The organism is Streptomyces sp. NPDC050147 (genome assembly GCF_040660195.1).
Lineage (GTDB): Bacteria > Actinomycetota > Actinomycetes > Streptomycetales > Streptomycetaceae > Streptomyces.
The window spans coordinates 79,794-96,511 of sequence record NZ_JBFALJ010000031.1 but is presented as its reverse complement, the minus strand read 5'-3'; the positions used below and the strand labels follow the sequence as shown (position 1 = coordinate 96,511).

The 16,718-nt window shown below is 68.6% G+C and carries 17 protein-coding genes; 7 read left to right on the top strand and 10 right to left on the bottom strand.

The features are described from left to right. The first annotated feature begins 19 nt into the window (after positions 1–19). Entirely contained in the window at positions 20–1,309 is a 1,290-nt protein-coding gene (locus AB0I94_RS35630; protein WP_363313899.1) for an MFS transporter, read from the top strand. Here AB0I94_RS35630 and AB0I94_RS35625 read toward each other — a convergent pair. Then, positions 1,249–1,692, bottom strand: a complete 444-nt coding sequence (locus AB0I94_RS35625; RefSeq protein WP_363313898.1) for an Lrp/AsnC family transcriptional regulator — start codon at positions 1,690–1,692, stop codon at positions 1,249–1,251. The genes AB0I94_RS35630 and AB0I94_RS35625 overlap by 61 nt on opposite strands. 125 nt (positions 1,693–1,817) lie before the next feature. Here AB0I94_RS35625 and AB0I94_RS35620 point away from each other — a divergent pair, with 125 nt between their 5' ends. Then, complete coding sequence (locus AB0I94_RS35620) at positions 1,818–2,744, top strand: SMP-30/gluconolactonase/LRE family protein (RefSeq protein ID WP_363313897.1); 927 nt, start codon at positions 1,818–1,820, stop codon at positions 2,742–2,744. A gap of 32 nt (positions 2,745–2,776) precedes the next feature. On the opposite strand, the gene AB0I94_RS35615 is transcribed toward AB0I94_RS35620, so the two are convergent. After that, positions 2,777–5,218, bottom strand: coding sequence for an MMPL family transporter (locus tag AB0I94_RS35615; protein ID WP_363313929.1), 2,442 nt, complete (start codon positions 5,216–5,218; stop codon positions 2,777–2,779). A gap of 276 nt (positions 5,219–5,494) precedes the next feature. Here AB0I94_RS35615 and AB0I94_RS35610 point away from each other — a divergent pair, with 276 nt between their 5' ends. Together AB0I94_RS35610 and AB0I94_RS35605 are read left to right on the top strand one after the other, a co-directional pair. Continuing rightward, on the top strand, positions 5,495–6,160 hold the full coding sequence (locus tag AB0I94_RS35610) for a response regulator transcription factor (RefSeq protein ID WP_363313928.1): 666 nt from the start codon (positions 5,495–5,497) through the stop codon (positions 6,158–6,160). Further along, positions 6,157–7,602, top strand: coding sequence for a HAMP domain-containing sensor histidine kinase (locus AB0I94_RS35605; protein ID WP_363313896.1), 1,446 nt, complete (start codon positions 6,157–6,159; stop codon positions 7,600–7,602). Before AB0I94_RS35610 ends, AB0I94_RS35605 begins: the two co-directional genes overlap by 4 nt. A gap of 9 nt (positions 7,603–7,611) precedes the next feature. On the opposite strand, the gene AB0I94_RS35600 is transcribed toward AB0I94_RS35605, so the two are convergent. The 3 genes from AB0I94_RS35600 to AB0I94_RS35590 form a co-directional block, all read right to left on the bottom strand. Beyond that, a complete protein-coding gene (locus AB0I94_RS35600) occupies positions 7,612–8,007 on the bottom strand; it encodes an ATP-binding protein (RefSeq protein ID WP_363313895.1) in 396 nt (131 codons plus the stop codon). A gap of 147 nt (positions 8,008–8,154) precedes the next feature. Further along, positions 8,155–9,405, bottom strand: a complete 1,251-nt coding sequence (locus tag AB0I94_RS35595; protein WP_363313894.1) for a metallophosphoesterase — start codon at positions 9,403–9,405, stop codon at positions 8,155–8,157. 40 nt (positions 9,406–9,445) lie between these two features. Next, complete coding sequence (locus AB0I94_RS35590) at positions 9,446–9,679, bottom strand: hypothetical protein (protein WP_363313892.1); 234 nt, start codon at positions 9,677–9,679, stop codon at positions 9,446–9,448. Between the two features lie 40 nt (positions 9,680–9,719). On the opposite strand from AB0I94_RS35590, the gene AB0I94_RS35585 reads away from it, so the two are divergent. Next, a complete protein-coding gene (locus AB0I94_RS35585) occupies positions 9,720–9,965 on the top strand; it encodes a hypothetical protein (protein ID WP_363313891.1) in 246 nt (81 codons plus the stop codon). A gap of 357 nt (positions 9,966–10,322) precedes the next feature. Here AB0I94_RS35585 and AB0I94_RS35580 read toward each other — a convergent pair whose 3' ends face one another. Continuing rightward, positions 10,323–10,523, bottom strand: a complete 201-nt coding sequence (locus AB0I94_RS35580; protein WP_363313890.1) for a hypothetical protein — start codon at positions 10,521–10,523, stop codon at positions 10,323–10,325. 75 nt (positions 10,524–10,598) lie between these two features. On the opposite strand from AB0I94_RS35580, the gene AB0I94_RS35575 reads away from it, so the two are divergent. Continuing rightward, on the top strand, positions 10,599–11,813 hold the full coding sequence (locus AB0I94_RS35575) for a helix-turn-helix domain-containing protein (protein ID WP_363313889.1): 1,215 nt from the start codon (positions 10,599–10,601) through the stop codon (positions 11,811–11,813). A gap of 288 nt (positions 11,814–12,101) precedes the next feature. Here AB0I94_RS35575 and AB0I94_RS35570 read toward each other — a convergent pair whose 3' ends face one another. Continuing rightward, positions 12,102–13,844 (bottom strand): recombinase family protein, encoded by a 1,743-nt coding sequence (locus AB0I94_RS35570; protein WP_363313888.1) that lies wholly within the window; start codon positions 13,842–13,844, stop codon positions 12,102–12,104. Next, a complete protein-coding gene (locus tag AB0I94_RS35565; RefSeq protein ID WP_363313930.1) occupies positions 13,841–14,158 on the bottom strand; it encodes a hypothetical protein in 318 nt (105 codons plus the stop codon). The genes AB0I94_RS35570 and AB0I94_RS35565 overlap by 4 nt, the downstream gene beginning before the upstream one ends. On the opposite strand from AB0I94_RS35565, the gene AB0I94_RS35560 reads away from it, so the two are divergent. Next, positions 14,148–15,356 (top strand): D-alanyl-D-alanine carboxypeptidase, encoded by a 1,209-nt coding sequence (locus AB0I94_RS35560; RefSeq protein WP_363313886.1) that lies wholly within the window; start codon positions 14,148–14,150, stop codon positions 15,354–15,356. The genes AB0I94_RS35565 and AB0I94_RS35560 overlap by 11 nt on opposite strands. Here AB0I94_RS35560 and AB0I94_RS35555 read toward each other — a convergent pair. Further along, positions 15,304–16,284, bottom strand: coding sequence for a YihY/virulence factor BrkB family protein (locus AB0I94_RS35555; protein WP_363313885.1), 981 nt, complete (start codon positions 16,282–16,284; stop codon positions 15,304–15,306). The genes AB0I94_RS35560 and AB0I94_RS35555 overlap by 53 nt on opposite strands. Further along, the gene (locus AB0I94_RS35550; RefSeq protein ID WP_363313927.1) at positions 16,272–16,706 is read right to left on the bottom strand and encodes a GtrA family protein; all 435 of its coding nucleotides are present in this window, start codon (positions 16,704–16,706) and stop codon (positions 16,272–16,274) included. The genes AB0I94_RS35555 and AB0I94_RS35550 overlap by 13 nt, the downstream gene beginning before the upstream one ends. Between the last annotated feature and the right edge of the window lie 12 nt (positions 16,707–16,718).

Genomic DNA, 16,718 nt, shown 5'->3' with positions numbered 1-16,718 from the left:
CCGAAATACAGTCGCCTCCATGCCCCCGTACCCCCTGCTGCGCAACCGCTCCTTCCGGCTGTTCTTCCTCGGCCGTTCCCTCTCCCTCATCGGCGACGCCGTCATCCCCGCCGCCCTCGCCATCGCCGTACTCCGCGCCACCGGCTCCGCCTCCGCGCTCGCGCTCGTACTGGGCTGCGCGATGGGGACGAAGTTGGTGTTGTTGCCGCTCGGCGGTGTCGTCGGCGACCGGTTCAACGCCCGTACCGTCGCCCTCGCCTCCGATCTGGTGCGGTGCGCGACCCAGCTGTTTGTCGGAGTTCAACTGCTGGGCGGCGCTCCTGATCTGTGGCAGCTCGCCCTCGCCGAAGCCATCGGCGGCGCCGCCTCCGCCTTCGCCATGCCGACCCTGTCTCCGCTCATCACGGGGACGGTCGCCCCGAAGGACCGGCACGCCGCCAACGCCCTGCTGGGCGTGGTCAACAGCGGCGCCCGCGTCGGCGGCCCCGCTCTCGCCGGACTGCTGATCCTGGTCGCGGGGCCCGGCTGGGCGTTCGTGCTCGATGGCGTCTCCTTCGCCATCAGCGCGTGTCTCTTGGCCGCCGTCCGCGTCAACCGCACGGCCGGGCAACCCGCCGAAGAGCCCGCCGCTCGCCGCTCCCTGCGCAAGGACCTCGTCGAGGGCTGGCACGAGGTGCGCAGCCGCGACTGGTACTGGACCAGCCTCGTCGCGCACTCCGCGTGGAACGGTGCCGCCGCCGTCCTCACGACGCTCGGACCCGTCCTCGCCCTTGAGGAGCTCGGTGGAGAGGGGGCTTGGATCGCCATCCTCCAGGCGGGCGCCGTCGGCCTGCTGGCCGGCTCCCTGCTCGCCGGGCGCGCCCGGCCGAAGCGTCCGGTCCTCGTGGCCAACCTCGGCCTCGCGACGTACGCCCTGCCGCTGGCCCTGCTCGCGGCCGAGGCCCCGGCGCCCGCCGTGATCGCCGCCTACGGTCTCGCGCAGGCGGGGCTCGGCTTCCTCAGCCCCGTCTGGGAGACGTCGGTCCAGGCGGCGATACCGTCCGGCGTGCTGGCCCGCGTCACCTCGTACGACTGGCTGCTGTCGTTGGCCGCGATGCCCCTCGCGTACGTGCTCGGGCCGCTCGCGGCGGATGCGTGGGGCACGGCGACCCCGCTGTGGATCGCCGCGGCCGTGGTGGGCGTCGCGTGCGCGGGTACGGCGGCGGTGCCGGGAGTGCGCCGCTTCGGAGCGAGCACCGGCAGCCGCCCTCAGCCCGCCCCCGGCGACACCGGCCTCTCGAAGAACGTCTCCAGCGACACCGTCGCCTGAGTCCCGCTCACCCCGTCGATCGCGTACAGCCGCCGCAGCACGTCCTGGAGTTGCTCCGTCGTGGACGTACGGACCTTCACCAGGACGCTGGCCGCGCCCGCGATGACGTGCGCCTCCTGGATCTCGGGGATCGCGGCGAAGTCCGCCGCCCGGTCCCCCATCCATGCCGTCGAGTCGACCATGACGAAGGCCAGCACCCCCTGGCCCACGGCCGCCGGGTCCACCTCGATCGTCGTGCGGCGGATCACTCCGCGCTCGCGCAGTTTGCGTACCCGTTCGTGCGCCGCGCCCGCCGAGAGGCCCACCGTCTTGCCCAGGGTCGCGTAGGACTGGGTGGCATCCTCTTGCAGCAGCGCCAGCAGTTCTCGGTCGGTGTCGTCCATCAGCGGTGCTCCCACCCGGTGTTCCCACCCCCCGTTCGCCAGTACTTGACGTGCACCATATCTCGTACTGCATTATCGGCACACTGCCGAATGTGATTCATTCTTCCCGTCAGACAGGGGTCGTCATGTCCTCCCAGAAAGTCCCTACGTCGTACGAGGTTCTGGACGAGCGCTTCCGGACCGGACGGTGCGCCAACGGCGATACCAAGCTGGAAGTGCTGTACGACGACTGCCGATGGGCCGAAGGGCCGCTCTACCTTCCCGCCTGGCGGCAGCTCATCTGGAGCGACATCCCCAACGACCGGCTGCTGCGCTGGGACGAGGCGACCGGCACCGTCGGCGTCTTCCGCACGCCTGCCGGGTACGTGAACGGCAACACCCTCGACCGGGAGGGCAGGTTGATCTGCTGCGAGCAGGGCAATCGGCGCGTGACACGCACCGAGCACGACGGCCGCGTCACCGTCCTCGCCGACCGCTTCGAGGGCAAGCGGTTCAACAGCCCGAACGACGCCGTGGTCCGCTCGGACGGCTCGGTCTGGTTCTCCGACCCGGACTTCGGGATCACCAATGACTACGAGGGCTTCCGCGCGCCCGCCGAGATCGGTGCCTGCAACGTCTACCGGATCGATCCCGTGACCGGTGACGTGCGCATCGTCGCCGACGGGTTCAAGGGGCCGAACGGACTCGTCTTCTCTCCCGACGAGCGGCAGTTGTACGTCTCCGACTCCCACACCGCCCAGATCCGCGCCTTCGATGTGCGTGACGACGGGACCCTCTCGGACGGCGTCGTCTTCGCCGAGTCCAAGGACTCCGGCTTCGACAACATCCGCTTCGACGACCAAGGCCGGCTGTGGGCGGCCGCCTTCCACGAGGGGGTGCACTGCTACGACCCCGACGGCACCCTCATCGGGCGGCTCACCGTCCCCGAGGCCGTCTCCAACATCGCCTTCGGCGGGCCGAAGAACAACCGGCTCTTCATCGCGGCGACGACCTCGCTGTACTCGCTGGTGATGTCCGTGACGGGGTTGCCGAGGGTCCTGACGACTGCCTGACCCCGGGCCCCGGCCCCGGCCCCGGCCCCGGATCAGTTCACCGCGTCCATCTCACCCACCGCCAGCTCCACGTCGTACACCAGCGGCTCGTCCGCGACCATGAGGTGCCGCGCGCGGGCCACGTACCCGGGGGCCCTCACAGCCAGCAGGTACGCGCCCGCCGACGGGGCCGCGACGATGTACGAGCCGTCCGCCAGGGAGGTCACGCGGTCCAGCTGGCCGCCCCCTTGCGAGACGAGGGTCAGGGTCGCGCCCTCCACCGGTTCGCCCTCCGCTGTGCGGATGAAACCGTGCACTACGGAGGCGACGCCTTCGCCGTCGTTCGGGGCCACGCGCGCGTGCGGCACGGCCGCCGGCTCGTCCGGCGCTTCCCGCGGCTCCACCGCCAGGTGCGGCAGGCGCTTCTCCAGGCCGGCGGGGAGCCACCAGTTGGAGCGGCCGAGCAGGTGCATGGCGGCCGGGACGAGAGCCGTACGCAGGATGAACGCGTCCAAGGCGACCGCCGCCGCCAGGCCGATGCCCGCCATCGCGCCCTCCATGTCACCGCTCAGGACGAACGCGGAGAAGACGCAGATCATGATCAGGGCCGCGCAGTTGATGACCCTGCTCGTCTCGGCGAGACCCACCCGCACCGCGCGGGCGTTGTCCTTCGTGTGCACCCATTCCTCGTGCATGCGGCTCACCAGGAACACCTGGTAGTCCATCGAGAGCCCGAAGAGCAGCGACAGCATGATGACGGGCAGGAAGGCGGTGATCGGGCCCTCCTTGCCGATGCCGAGGATCTCCGTGCCCCAGCCCCACTGGAAGACCGCCACCAGTACGCCGAAGGACGCCGCCGCCGCGATCAGATTCATCAGGGCCGCCGTCAGAGGCACCACCAGCGAACGGAACGCGACCAGCAGCAAGAGGAAGCCGAGCGCGATGATCGCTCCTACGAAGTAGGGCAGTCGATCGCCGGTCACCGCCGCGAAGTCCTTGAAGACCGCGGTGACGCCGCCCACATGGGCGTCGACTCCGGCCTCCGGAAGCACCTCTCCCCGTAGACGGTCGATGAGCTCGTCCGTCTCCGACGACTGGGGGGAGGTCGTCGGGACCACGCTGATGACCGACACGCCGTTCGCCGGCGGGGCGGCGGCCACCCTCGCGACGCCCTCCGTATCGCGGATGGCCGCCACCAGACTCCCGGTGTCGGCCTCTTCGGCCACTACTTGGAGCGGGCCGTTGAACCCCGGACCGAACCCCTCGGCCAGCAGGTCGTACGCCTGCCGGGTCGTCGTCGACTCCTGGTGGTTGCCCTGGTCGGTCGCGCCGAGCCGCAAGGAGAGCAGCGGCAGGGCGAGGAAGGCCATCACCACGAAGGCGAGTGCCGCGATCGAGCGGGGACGCTTCTGGACGTACGAGGACCAGCGCGCCGCGAGTCCGCTCGCCTCGGCGGGCTCCGGCCCCGTGGCGGCGAGCCGGCGCCGCTGCCTGCGGCTGAGCACACGGGGCCCGAGCAGTCCGAGGAGCGAGGGCAGCAGGGTGATGGCCGCGAGCACGCTCAGGACCACCGTCAGGGAGGCCGCGACGACCACGCCGTCCAGGAAGCGCATGTTCATCACCAGCATCCCGGCGAGCGCGATGCACACCGTGCCGCCCGCGAAGAGCACCGCGCGGCCCGAGGTGTTCAGGGCCTGCACCGCGGACTCCTCGGGCTCCATGCCGCGCAGGATGCCGCGCCGGTGCCGGGTGACGATGAAGAGCGCGTAGTCGATGCCGACGCCCAGGCCGATCAGCGAGCCGAGCAGCGGGGCCACTTCGGGGATGTCGGTGACGTGGCTGAGCAGCATCGTCGAGAGCATGCCGAGGCCCACTCCGAAGACCGCGATGACGATCGGCAGGGCCATCGCGAAGAGCGAACCGAAGGCCAGGAAGAGGACGACGGCCGCGGCCGCGATGCCGACCGTCTCGGCGATGCCGGCGGGCGGCTCCTGGATGCGGGTGATCGCCTGGCCGCCCAGTTCGACCCGGAGACCGGAGCGCTCGGCCTTCTGAGCCGTGTCCACGACGTCCTGGACGAGTTCCTTGGGGACCGAGTTCGCCTCCTCGGCGAAGGTCACCTGGGCGTAGGCGATGCGCCCGTCCGCGCTGATCTGTGCCGCGCCCGCCTGCTTGGACGCGTACGGGCTCGCGACCTCGCCGACGCCCTTCATGCCGGCGATCTCCTCGAGCGCGGGCTCTATACGAGAACGTACGTCCCCGTCACGGGCCGAGGCTCCTTCGCCGACGCGCCAGACGACCGTGTCGGTGTCTCCGGCGCTCTCCGGGAATGCCTTCGTCATCAGGTCGTACGCGCGCTTGGAATCGGTGTCCGGCAGGGAGAACACGTTCGAGTAATTCGTTCCCGCCGAGGTCCCCGCGGCCCCCAGACCGAACAGAGCCCCCACCCACAGCACAAGGACCACCAGACGGTGCCGATAGCACCATCGCGCCAATGCCGCCACGATCCACTCCTCCTCCGCGTTCGTCAGGTCCCCCGGGTCCGTGCGTCAGGAGCCTCAGCATCGGCGCCACCGCGCCGCGACGGCGCCGCGCGGCCATGATTCTCAAGCAACTCCAAGACACGGGCCGGGCCTTCGTACAACGTCCGCGCCGATACTGAGGTCATGAGCCACGCCGAAGGCCAGCAGGGAACTGATGTCGGAGTGCGGAACGGTCTGGACAGTGCGGTCGGCCCGAACAGTGCGGCCGGGCCGGGCGCCGGGGCCACCGTGCTCGTCGTCGAGGACGAGCCGAGCATCGCCGACGTGCTCGCCATCGCCCTGCGCTACCACCGCTTCGACGTGATGGTGGCGGGCACTGTGCGCGAGGCCCTCGCGCTCGCCGGGCGCACCCGGCCCGACGTGGCGCTCCTTGACGTGATGCTGCCCGACGGTGACGGCCGCGCCCTGGCCAGGGAACTGCGCGCCCGGTGTCCCGAATCGGCCCTGCTCTTCGTGACCGCGCGGGACGCGCCCGCGGAGGTCGTGGGCGCCCTCGGCTTCGGCGACGACTACATCACCAAGCCGTTCAACATCGACGAGGTCATCGCCCGCATCGGCGCGGTCCTGCGCCGCACCAGGGCGGGCGACGTGCTCCCCCAGCGGCCACCACTGCGCTACGGCGACCTGGAGCTGGACGAGACGACGTACGTGGTGCGCCGCGCGGGTCGCACGGCACAGCTCACGCCCACCGAGTACGCCCTGTTGCGCTTCCTGGTGCGCAACGGCGGCCGTGTGGTGCCCAAAGAGCAGCTCCTGCGCCATGTGTGGCAGTACGAGCACCCCGCCGAGTCGACGGTCGTGGAGACCTACATCAGCTATCTGCGGCGCAAACTGGACGCGCTCGGCCCACCGGTGATCACGACCCGGCGGGGCGTGGGATACGGCCTCGCATGAGGCGTGCGCACCGCGGCATGAGCTCGCTGCGCGCCAAGCTCACGTGGGTGAACGTGGCGCTCCTCGCCCTCGGCGTCATCGTGGCGACCGGCGTGAGCGTCATGGGCATGCGCCACTATCTGCTGGACAACGTGGATGCCGAACTGTCGCAGTCGCGCGCCTCGTTGCTGAGCACGGGCCTCACCATGAAGGACATCGAGAGGCTCAGCGAACTGGGCATCGCGCTCGACAAGCTCTCCCCCGGCGGCAAGGAGCGTGCCGGCGCCCTGCCGCGCGGGAACACGGTGTTCGTGGCGGTGGACGAGCGCGGTGAGCCCGTCGCGATCGGGGCGCTCGCCCCGACCACGCGCCAGCGCGCCCTGGCCGCCGCGGTCGACGACCCCGAGACGGTCGCCGACCGGTCCGAGCCACAGGACATCACCCTGGACGGCGACGCCCACCGCATGGTGGGCGCGGAGCTCGCCGACGGCACGACGGTCCTGATGGCCGCGGCCACGCAGGACGTGGAATCGGGCGTCAAGAAGGCGCTCAAACTCGACGCCGCCTTCGGAGTGGTCCTGTTGGGGCTGCTCGCCGTCCTGACGATGATCTCCGCACATCACCGGCTGCGGCCTCTGGAGGACATGGTCGAGACCGCGTCCGCCATCGCCGAGGGCGACCTCACCCGGCGCGTCCCGACGAGCCGCGCCCCGGTGTTGGAGACCGAACAGCTGCGCCTCGCCCTCAACTCCATGCTGCACCAGGTGGAGTCCGCCTTCGAGACACGCGAGCGCAGCTCGGCACAACTGCGCCGCTTCGTGGCCGATGCCTCGCACGAACTGCGTACGCCCTTGTCGGCGATCCGCGGCTACCTCCAGCTGTACGACAAGGGGATGCTCCGTGATCCGGCGGAACGCACGCGCGCGTGGAGCCGCGTCATCGCCGAGACCGACCGGATGGGACGCCTCGTCGACGAGCTGCTCACCCTGGCCCGCCTCGACCAGCAGCCGGAACTGCGCCTCAGGAACGTCGACTTGAGCCGCCTCGTACGGGACGCCGCCGACGACCTGCGGGTGCAGGAGCCGGAGCGTCCGCTCACGGTCCGCGCCGAAGGGGCGGTGCTGATCCGCGCGGACGAGTCGGGGATGCGCCAGGTGCTCGGCAATCTCCTTGCCAACGTACGCGTCCACACGCCCGCCGACGCGCCGCTCACGGTGGGCGTCGAGCGGCAGGACGGGGTGGTGCGGCTGCGCGTGGCCGACCAGGGGCCCGGTCTCGCGGAGGAGGACGCGGCGCGCGTGTTCGACCGGTTCTTCCGTGCGGGCGGGGGCGCGGGCAGCGGGCTCGGGATGGCGATCGTGCAGGGGGTCGTCGCGGCGCACGGCGGCGAGGTGGGGGTGGAGACGGTGCCGGGGGCGGGGCTCACGGTGACGGTGGCGTTGCCTGCGCGAGCGGGCGGTTGAGGGCGGCTCTCAGGCCCGTACCAGTGCCCACACCGTCTTCCCGTTCCGTCCCCGCTGCCAGACGCCCCACGCCTCGGCGAGCGCGTCGAGCAGGGCCAGCCCACGGCCGCTCTCCTCCAAAGGACCCGCTTCCCACGGTTCCGGCCTCGTCGGGCTCTCGTCGGACACTTCTATGAAGCAGTCCCCGTCGGCGAGCACCGTGACCGCGACCTCGAACTCCCGGTTCAGGACGCGACCGTGGCACACCGCGTTGGTCACGAGCTCGGACACGAGGAGCACGGCGTCGTGCAGCGCCGCGCTCTCCTCCTTGTGCCCCCAGGCGGCGAGATGGTCGTGCACACGGAGCCTGGCGAGCGAGACGGATGCCGGATGCGGTGGCAGCCGGAAAGCCTGACGTCGCAACAACGTTCCCCCTATGGCACACCAAAGCGCCAAGAACCGCACACACTTCCGACACTTAATGCTGCACAGAGGCAGTGCCCGGTGTCACACCGTCACCTTACGGCCCGGTCGTATCCGGCCAGGTTCGTCCCACATCGAACCAACGCGCGATCACGCCTGGCGGGAGGCCAGTTCGACGACCGTGATGTCGGACGGCGCCCCCACGCGCACCGGCGGACCCCACGCGCCCGCGCCACGCGTCACGTACAGCTGCGTGTCGCCGTACCGCTCCAGTCCGGCGAGCGTCGGATTCGCCAGGTCGGCGATGAAATTGCCTGGCCAGAGCTGTCCGCCATGGGTGTGCCCGGAGAGCTGGAGGTCGACGCCGTGCTTGACGGCGTCGTGGATGACGACCGGCTGATGGGCGAGCAGCACGGAGGCACGCGAGCGGTCCCTGTCACCCAGCGCCTTGGCGAAGTCGGGCCCGTGCCCCTCGCTCTCGCCCGCCACGTCGTCCACGCCCGCGAGGTCGAAGCCGGGCAGTTCGGTACGGGCGTTCTCCAGGGGCCGCAGACCCAGTTCGCGTACGTGGTCGACCCACTGCTCGGCTCCCGAGAAGTACTCGTGGTTGCCGGTCACGAAGTACGCCCCGTGCCTCGCCCGGAGCTGCGCGAGCGGCGCGGCTGCGGGTCCGAGGTCCTCGACGCTGCCGTCGACCAGGTCGCCGACGACCGCGATGAGGTCGGGCTGCGTGCCGTTGATCGTGTCCACCACGCGCTGGGTGAAGCCGCGTCCGAGAATCGGACCCAGGTGGATGTCGCTGACCACCGCGATCCGGAACCCGTGCGCCCCGCGCGGCAGCTTGGCCAACGGCACGGTGACGCGCTTCACGCGGGGGCCGCGCAGGACGCCGTACGTGCCGTGGCCGACCGTTCCGACGGCGACGGCCGCCGCGGTCCCGCCGACGACGCGGGAGACGAAAAGACGGCGCGAGGGGGCGGCCGGACCTGTCCGCACGGGTGCGGTGGCCGGTTCTGTCTCCACAGATGCGGTGGCCGACTCTGTCCGCACGGGCGCCGCGGCCGGTTCCCCCTCGGGCCGCACGGGTTTGTGACGCCTCAAGAGGAAGGGCCGTACGAGCTCACCGACGAGAAGCGCGAGCACGAGATAGATCGACAGCGCCATCCACATGAAGCCCGGCCAGGCCAGCACCTTCTGCAGCCAGAACGGCGCCCCGAGCCGCTCACTCGTCACCGCGGCGAACATCAGCAGCGGCCCCGCCACAAAGACCACGGCTCCCGCACGCCGGGCCCGCCCCGGCCCGGCCGTGGTGTCCCGCACCAGGCGCCGCCAGGCGTACCACTGCATTCCGGCGAGTACCGCGAGCGCGGCAAGACCGGCCAACACGAACAGGATGACCACGGTTGCGCGCCCCTCAGCAGTACCCGAAGTGACCGATCAGCTATGACGTACGGCGCAGAGCACGGACTCCGCGCAACCCGATGGCCCCTACCACCGTCCCCAAGACAAAGGAGGCGACGGCGAGCGTCAGGTGCACCCAGAAGTATGCGGTCGGGTCGCCTGCGTCATCGAAGGCGAGCCCACTGCCGTCCTTCCACAGGTTCTTGACGAAAGTAATCCAGAGGCAACTAACCACTACCCCCGATGCTAGGCCACTGAGCTGCGAGTAGGACACTTGCGGGGCACGGCTCCCCCGCACCAGAGGACACCACTCCATGAAGCTCAGCCGCCCCGTCTCTTGGTTCCTGCTCGCCTTCGGCGTGTGGTCTTGGGTGGTCTGGACGACCTTCGTGAAGAACTTGGCCAAGGATGCGAGCGGGCTCGCCTTCGACAACGGCAGTCCCACGGGCTACTTCTGGGTCCACCTCTCCTTGGCCATCACGTCGTTCATCCTAGGCACGGGCGTTGGTGTGATCGGCTTTCGGGGTCTTCGCGCTCACGCAAGGACATCCCGTCCATGAGCCACGGGGGAAGTCACGAACGGGGCTGTTACCAACGCACTGAGCGGTGTTGCTCGCCGTCGCTCAGCGGGCCGGATCACCAGTGGATTGATTCCGCGTCGCCACCTATGCATACGGGGCACGGGCGCTTGAACGTCCAGCCGCACAACTCACAGCCATCGAATCCACAGCACCCGTCACACCAAATGGCGCGATGACCGGCGCAGGCTCCGCATAGGTCGCCTTCCGTCCACAGCGACCACTGAGGTTCCCCGCCCGTTCGTCCCGCGCGCGGCTTTGGGTGATCCGGGACTTGATCCGCTGGGCGCGTCCGCCGACCCCATACCGAGGCAGCGCGGAGACGCTCCGGCGCTGTGGTCATCCGTGCCCGTCCGGGTGCCGCGCCATGAGGACGTTGCAGTCAGTCACGGTCGTCCAGTCGCCACCCGTTCGCGCACGGTCCCGAACATTGGCCAGCTCTCTACAACCGGCGCATCCGTCAACGGGAGTCGGCTCCAACTCGACTTCCCCGTAGGGAAGTTCGACCGGCGCGCTCGGGTATCGCTTCGATTCCGTCATGCGCCCCAGGGTCTGCCCGAAGTGGATCTAGGACTAGCGGCCACGAGTAGGCCAACTGTCGGCCAGACTTGACCCATGGGCAGCGCGATCGGGGCCAACATCCGACGCCTACGCGAAGAGCGGGGGTGGAGTCAGGCACGCCTAGCGCGCGAAGTGTGCCAATCAGCGCGGGTGCAGGGTGAGCCGATTGGGCGGCAGGAAGTCAGCCGGTGGGAAACGGGGAAGCGCACACCCCGGGAATGGTTGCCGTTCATCGCTGCCGCCCTCGGAATTCTCGTAGACGCACTGAGAACGTCGCAGCACGCCCCTGCGCCGCCCTTGCCGACGCTTGCCGACTTCCTGCCCGACGATGACCCGCTAGCGACCCTCAGTGCCCGTACAGGACGCCGTATCGGCATCGGGCAAGTGAACGACCTACAGAAGCGCGTGCACGGGCTCAGGCTTGCCGACGACGTGTTAGCGGGTGGTGACCTAATCCGCCCCGCGCTCCGGGAGCTCCGTTCCGCCGTGAAGCTGTACCGGGAAGGCACGCACACGGCTGACGTGGCGCGTCAACTGCTTGCCCAAATCGGGGAGTTGGCGCAAATCGCGGGATGGATTGCGAGCGACGCCGGGCAGCACGACGAAGCGGAGCGCATCTACCGACTAGGCATAAGCGCAGCGCGGCAGGCGGAAGACCATACTCTTGCCGGGAACATCGCCGGATCGCTCGCCTACCAAATGAGCAATACGGGGCGAGAAGCCGAAGGGCTCACGCTCGCCCAGGCGGCATTCAACGACGCACGGGCCGGAGCACCCCCGAAAGCCCGTGCGCTGTACCTAGACCGTGTGGCGTGGGCACACACGAAAGCTGGGGGAATCGACAACGGGCAACACGCCATGCGCGCGCTAGGAGAAGCCTCAGAAGCGCTCAGCGAAGACGGCGCCGGAATCGAGTCGCCTGCCTACCTATATTGGGTGGACGCTGGGGAACTTCGAGTCATGGAATCCCGTGTCTACACGGAGCTTCACCGGCCGTTGCGTGCTGTGCCGTTGCTCCGGGAAGTGCTCAGCGGGTACGACGCAACCCACACGCGCGAGATGGCGCTGTACCTGTCTTGGCTAGCGGTTGCCCTTGCTGACGCCAACGAACCTGAAGAAGCAGCGGCAGTGGCGGAACGGGTGATCAACATCTCCGCCGACGTTGCTTCAGAGCGAACAGCGGAACGCGTTCGTATGGTGCTCGCCCGCCTGAAGGACTTTACTGACGTTCCTGAAGTGGCTTCCCTGTTGGCCCACAACGTCGCTTAAGCGTCATTCGTGGATCGCCGCGCTAATCCTCTGTCCCTTTTGGGCGATTGCCTTACGCGTCGCCCAGTGACCGGCGCGACACTCGCCCCGCCGTGAAGGCTCGACCACCCGCCCAGCGGTGACGTCCTGAGGTAATTCCTTCAGCTACGCCACGCTGCCCCTGAGTGCCCGGCTCCGCCCCGCTGAGTGCTCCGCCATCCGCCGGTAGCTCCGCACGCCTCACGGCGCCGTACGCGGGCATAGAGACGCCCCCGGCTCGTGGGAACCGGGGGCGGTGTGTGGGTCGTTCTACAGCGCTGCCAGCATCTCTTCGCTGTCCGCGTCTTCGTCGTCCGGTTCGAGCTGACGCCAGTTGACCGTAATCCGATCCTCAATCGGGATGAGCTTCTTCGTCTCCGGGTCGCGCCCCCGCCCGATCTGAACTCCTGTCAGGAAGTAGTCAAGAAACTCTCGTCGCTCGAATACGTCCCATGAACCCCACGGCGATTCGGGCCCCACCGGGTCTTCCCCGGGTTCGAACCATTCAGTGGGAACCTGAATCGTGGCTTGGAGCTTGCCGTCAAGCTCGGCAATCTTGGTTGTGCACTCGTCTTCGTAGGCCCGGTATTGCTCCATGGTGGCCCGCCACGTGGCCAACTCGTCCCGCCCTCGGTAGAACCCGCCCTTACGGTCCGCCTGCAATTCTGCGATGGACCGCTGTACGTGATCCAAATGCGCCGCTACTTCGCGGCGTTCTTCCTGCACTCCGGCCAAGTCCTTTTGCCCCGCAAATCGCAGTGCAGCCGCAGCAACCCAGCTACGGTCTGTTTCGTCTTCCATGTCGGCAGCGATCAGCCGTGCCCAGACCTTGCCAGCAACGTAGCTGTCCGCCTCTTCCCGCTTGATGGACAGTCCGCCATGCCCCTTAGGGTTTGCGCACATGTAGTAGTCCTGCCCACCGTTGTTTTTGGTCTGCCCAATGGAACCGACACAGATACCGCATGTCGAGAAACGCCATCCGGAAAGCAGGCGTGGAGTGGTTTCCTCGTTCCCCGGTTTCCGGTTGGCGTTGCCCTTCTTGCGACGCTCTTGCAGCTCAAGCCACTTCGCGCCCGTGATGATTCCTCTGTGTGGCGTCATGGGCTTGCCCGCTGCATCCCGAGCGACGACGTTTTCGTACGCCTTCCCGCGCTTCACTCGCTCGCTTGCGAAGCCACCAATGGCCGGGTGATTGATGATCCACCGTACGGTTTGAGCACGCCACTGGATGGGACCGTCTTCACCCGACACGCGACGCTTCTTGATTGACTCAAGCCGCTTCTCAGTGGCGCGGCGTTCGGCGTTGCCGGGCGCGGGAATCTCTTCGTCCGCGAACGTGGTAGCAATCTTGTTGTCCGCAATCCCGTCCCAGCTCATCTCAAGCATGCGCTCAACGATTGCGACATGTTCCGGGTTGTCATCGTCGGGCTCAAGCACGGAGACGACGAGGTTGCCGATCCTCTCGCGGACGGCACGCATGCCGTAGGGAGGAGAGCTTGAGTGCCGCCCACCAACGGCCTTGATCTCTTCCTTCGCGCCCTTGAGCCGCTCGGCCTTGATGTCGCTGTCCTGTTTGGCAAGCGCCGCGATCAGGGCGAAGATCGCAACGCCGATCGCGTTGGACGTGTCAAGGAACGGCTCAAGCACGGACACGAAGCGCACGCCGTGCTTCTTGAACTCGTTGTCGATCTCCAACGCGTCATGCGCGCCCTTGCGGGTCAGCCGACTCAACTCGTTGACGACAACCGCGTCAACCTCTCCCGCACGGACAGCAACCATGAGTTCTTCGAACCCCGGGCGTACAGCGTTGGGGTCCCACCCGGAGCGGCCGACGTCCTTGAACCGATGGACGACCTGCCAACCGCGACTGTCCGCCAGGGCCGTTCCGGCGGCAAGCTGCGCTTCGGGGGATGCCTCTGACGAGTCGGGACGGGCTTTGGACTGTCGGGCGTAGACCGCAACCCTCACGGTGTCCAAACGCTCTTCTGTAGGGAGGGTGACGAATGGCGTCATGCGCTGTGACCTGTGCCTTCTCCGGGTTCCGATGTCTTGATGGTTAGTTGCTTGTGAAAGGTGATCCAGATGAACCAGCTCCACACACCGAAGGCGAGCAGGAACCAGGAGACCGGGCGGCTGAGCTTCATACGTTCAGTATCGCGAGCCTCCCTTCCGCACCGCCGCCGGGGTGGGGAGTCCGGGCCGCCGATGACACAGCCGACCTCGGCGGAGACTTCCACAGCGGCGCCCTGTACGTTCTCGTCCGTGCCTGCCGTAAGAAAGACCGCCTTGTTGGTCACCTCCGCCGCATTGCTGACGATGTCGGCCACGACTCCCGCATGGGCGGACGACAAGCCGGGGGGCGAGAAGAAGCCCAAGCCTCCGGCTTCGATGTCGACGGTCGGCGGCGCCAAGCTCGGCAAGCCGGGCACCCAGGTGAGCCTGAAGGCGGGCGCTCCCGTCCTCCCCAAGGACCTGTCGGCGCGCTCCTGGATGGTGTCGGACGCCGAGACGGGCGAGGTGCTCGCCTCGCACAACTCGCACTGGCGGCTTCCCCCGGCGAGCACCCTGAAGATGCTCTTCGCGGACACGGTGCTGCCGAAGTTCCCCAAGACGCAGAAGCACAAGGTCGCGCTCTCGGACCTGGCGGGCATCGGCGCGGGCAGCAGCATGGTCGGCGTCAAGGAGAAGGAGACGTACACGGTCCACGACCTGTGGCTCGGTGTCTTCCTGCGGTCGGGCAATGACGCGGTGCACGTCCTGTCGGCGATGAACGGCGGCGTCCCGCAGACCGTCAAGGACATGCAGGCGCACGCCGAGGGGCTCCAGGCCCTCGACACGCACGTGGTCAGTCCGGACGGCTACGACGAGAAGGGGCAGGTCTCCTCCGCGTACGACCTCACGCTCTTCGCCCGCTCCGGGCTGCAGAAGAAGGACTTCCGCGAGTACTGCTCGACGGCCACCGCCAAGTTCCCCGGGGAGACCAAGAAGGTCACGAAGGGCAAGGACAAGGGCAAGAAGAAGCGCGGGTCCTTCGAGATCCAGAACACCAACCGGCTCCTTACGGGGGATGTCGGTCTGGATGCCTACAAGGGCATCGCGGGCGTCAAGAACGGCAGCACCACGAACGCGGGCAACACCTTCACCGGGGTCGCCGAGCGCAACGGCAAGGTGCTGCTCGTGACGGTCATGAACCCCGACTCCGGTGAGCAGCACGCGGTCTACAAGGAGACCGAGCGGCTCCTCGACTGGGGCTTCAAGGCCTCGGGCAAGGTGGAGCCCGTGGGCGAACTGGTCGCTCCGAAGAGTGCCGGTACGGGCAGCGGGAAGGGCGCCCCCGGTGCGGGCAAGGCCGATTCGGGCTCGTCCAAGAACGTGGCGCACGCCTCCGACAAGGAGTCGGGCGGCGGTGCCGGCGTCGCGCTCGGGATCGCGGCCGGCGTCCTCGCGCTCATCGCCGCCGGGCTGTTCGTGATCAACCGCCGGATGCCGCTGCCGGACCTGGTGCGGCGGAAGACCCGCCGCTGAGGTCGCGGGGCTCTTCCTGCCGCTCGGTCTGCTTCCGCTGCTCTTCTTGTTCGTCTTCTGTACGTTCCTTCTCTGTACGTTCCTTCTTTCGCGTCGCCGACCAGGCGGCGCAGAACAGCAGGAGTTTCGCGGTGAAGTTGATCCACAGGAGCAGTGCGACGGGCACTCCGAAGGCGCCGTACATGCTCTTCGACGCGACGCCCTTCATGTAGCCGCCGAGCAGCAGCTTGAGCAGCTCGAATCCGGCCGCGCCGATCAGACCGGCGGTGACCAGATGGCGGCGCGGCGGCTGCACGCCCGGCAGCAGTGTCAGGACGTAGAGCAGCAGCAGGAAGTCCGCGAGGACGGCGATGGCGAACGCGATGACCTGGAGCAGCAGCCCGCCCCAGCCGTCCTCGGAGACCCCGAGGAGGTCGGCGCTCCAGCCGACGGCGGTCGACGCGAGGGTCGAGGCGATGAGGGACGCGAGCCCGGCGCCACCGAGACCGACGAGTACCCCGGCGTCCTTGATCTTGCGCATGACGGGGTTCTCGTCGGTGTCCTCCAGCTCCCAGACGACCCGCAGGCACTCCCTCATCGAGCCGACCCAGCCGATGCCGGTGAAGAGCAGCAGGGCGCCCGCGATGAGCCCGACGGTGCCCGCGTTGGTGACCAGGGCGTCCAGGTCCAGCTGATCGGAGATGCCCGGGATCTGCTTCGAGATGGTGTCCTCGAGCTTGTTCTGCTGGCTCTTGGAGAGCGTCGCCGCGGCGGCCGCCGCGGCGACGGTGATCAGCGGGAAGAGCGCCAGGAAGCTGATGAACGTCATCGCCGCCGCGAGGCGCGTCCAGTGCACGCCGTCGAGCCGCTCGTACGCGCTCCACGCGTGCGTGCGCGTCAGACGCTCCACCAGGGGCCCGATGCCGGGGAGCTTTGTCAGCCAGTCCATGACGCCTCCCTGCCCGTTGTGCGGAAGACCAAGGTCCGGGTACCCCAGAAACGCAGAACCGTGGCGAGTGCCATACCCACTCCCGCCCCGGAGATGGTGTCCGCGCGCTGCGAGGTGAGGCCGAGGCCGTAGTGGGACACGGCGATGCAGAGCAGCTGCACCAGGGCGCCCGCGATGTTGACGGCGAAGAAGATGCCGTACTGGCGCAGGCGCGAGGCTCGCGACTCTCCGGCTCCCTGCCGCCGCCGGTAGGTGCCGAACGCGTTGCCCGCGTACGCGACGGTGCAGCCGGCCACGAAGGACAGCGCCTTGGCGGTCAGCGGGTCGAGGCCGACCGGTCCGCGCAGCCAGACGAAGAGGCCGAGGTCGACGGCGTAGGCGCAGATCCCGGCGGCGGCGAAGCCGAGCAGTTCGGGGCCCATGGCCCGCAGCCG

Coding starts and splice junctions, on each gene's coding strand:
- AB0I94_RS35625 (WP_363313898.1), bottom strand. CDS start 1,692: ATGGACGACACCGACCGAGAACTGCTGGCGCTGCTGCAAGAGGATGCC.
- AB0I94_RS35560 (WP_363313886.1), top strand. CDS start 14,148: ATGTCGGCCACGACTCCCGCATGGGCGGACGACAAGCCGGGGGGCGAG.
- AB0I94_RS35630 (WP_363313899.1), top strand. CDS start 20: ATGCCCCCGTACCCCCTGCTGCGCAACCGCTCCTTCCGGCTGTTCTTC.
- AB0I94_RS35570 (WP_363313888.1), bottom strand. CDS start 13,844: ATGACGCCATTCGTCACCCTCCCTACAGAAGAGCGTTTGGACACCGTG.
- AB0I94_RS35575 (WP_363313889.1), top strand. CDS start 10,599: ATGGGCAGCGCGATCGGGGCCAACATCCGACGCCTACGCGAAGAGCGG.
- AB0I94_RS35620 (WP_363313897.1), top strand. CDS start 1,818: ATGTCCTCCCAGAAAGTCCCTACGTCGTACGAGGTTCTGGACGAGCGC.
- AB0I94_RS35550 (WP_363313927.1), bottom strand. CDS start 16,706: ATGGGCCCCGAACTGCTCGGCTTCGCCGCCGCCGGGATCTGCGCCTAC.
- AB0I94_RS35580 (WP_363313890.1), bottom strand. CDS start 10,523: ATGACGGAATCGAAGCGATACCCGAGCGCGCCGGTCGAACTTCCCTAC.
- AB0I94_RS35605 (WP_363313896.1), top strand. CDS start 6,157: ATGAGGCGTGCGCACCGCGGCATGAGCTCGCTGCGCGCCAAGCTCACG.
- AB0I94_RS35555 (WP_363313885.1), bottom strand. CDS start 16,284: ATGGACTGGCTGACAAAGCTCCCCGGCATCGGGCCCCTGGTGGAGCGT.
- AB0I94_RS35585 (WP_363313891.1), top strand. CDS start 9,720: ATGAAGCTCAGCCGCCCCGTCTCTTGGTTCCTGCTCGCCTTCGGCGTG.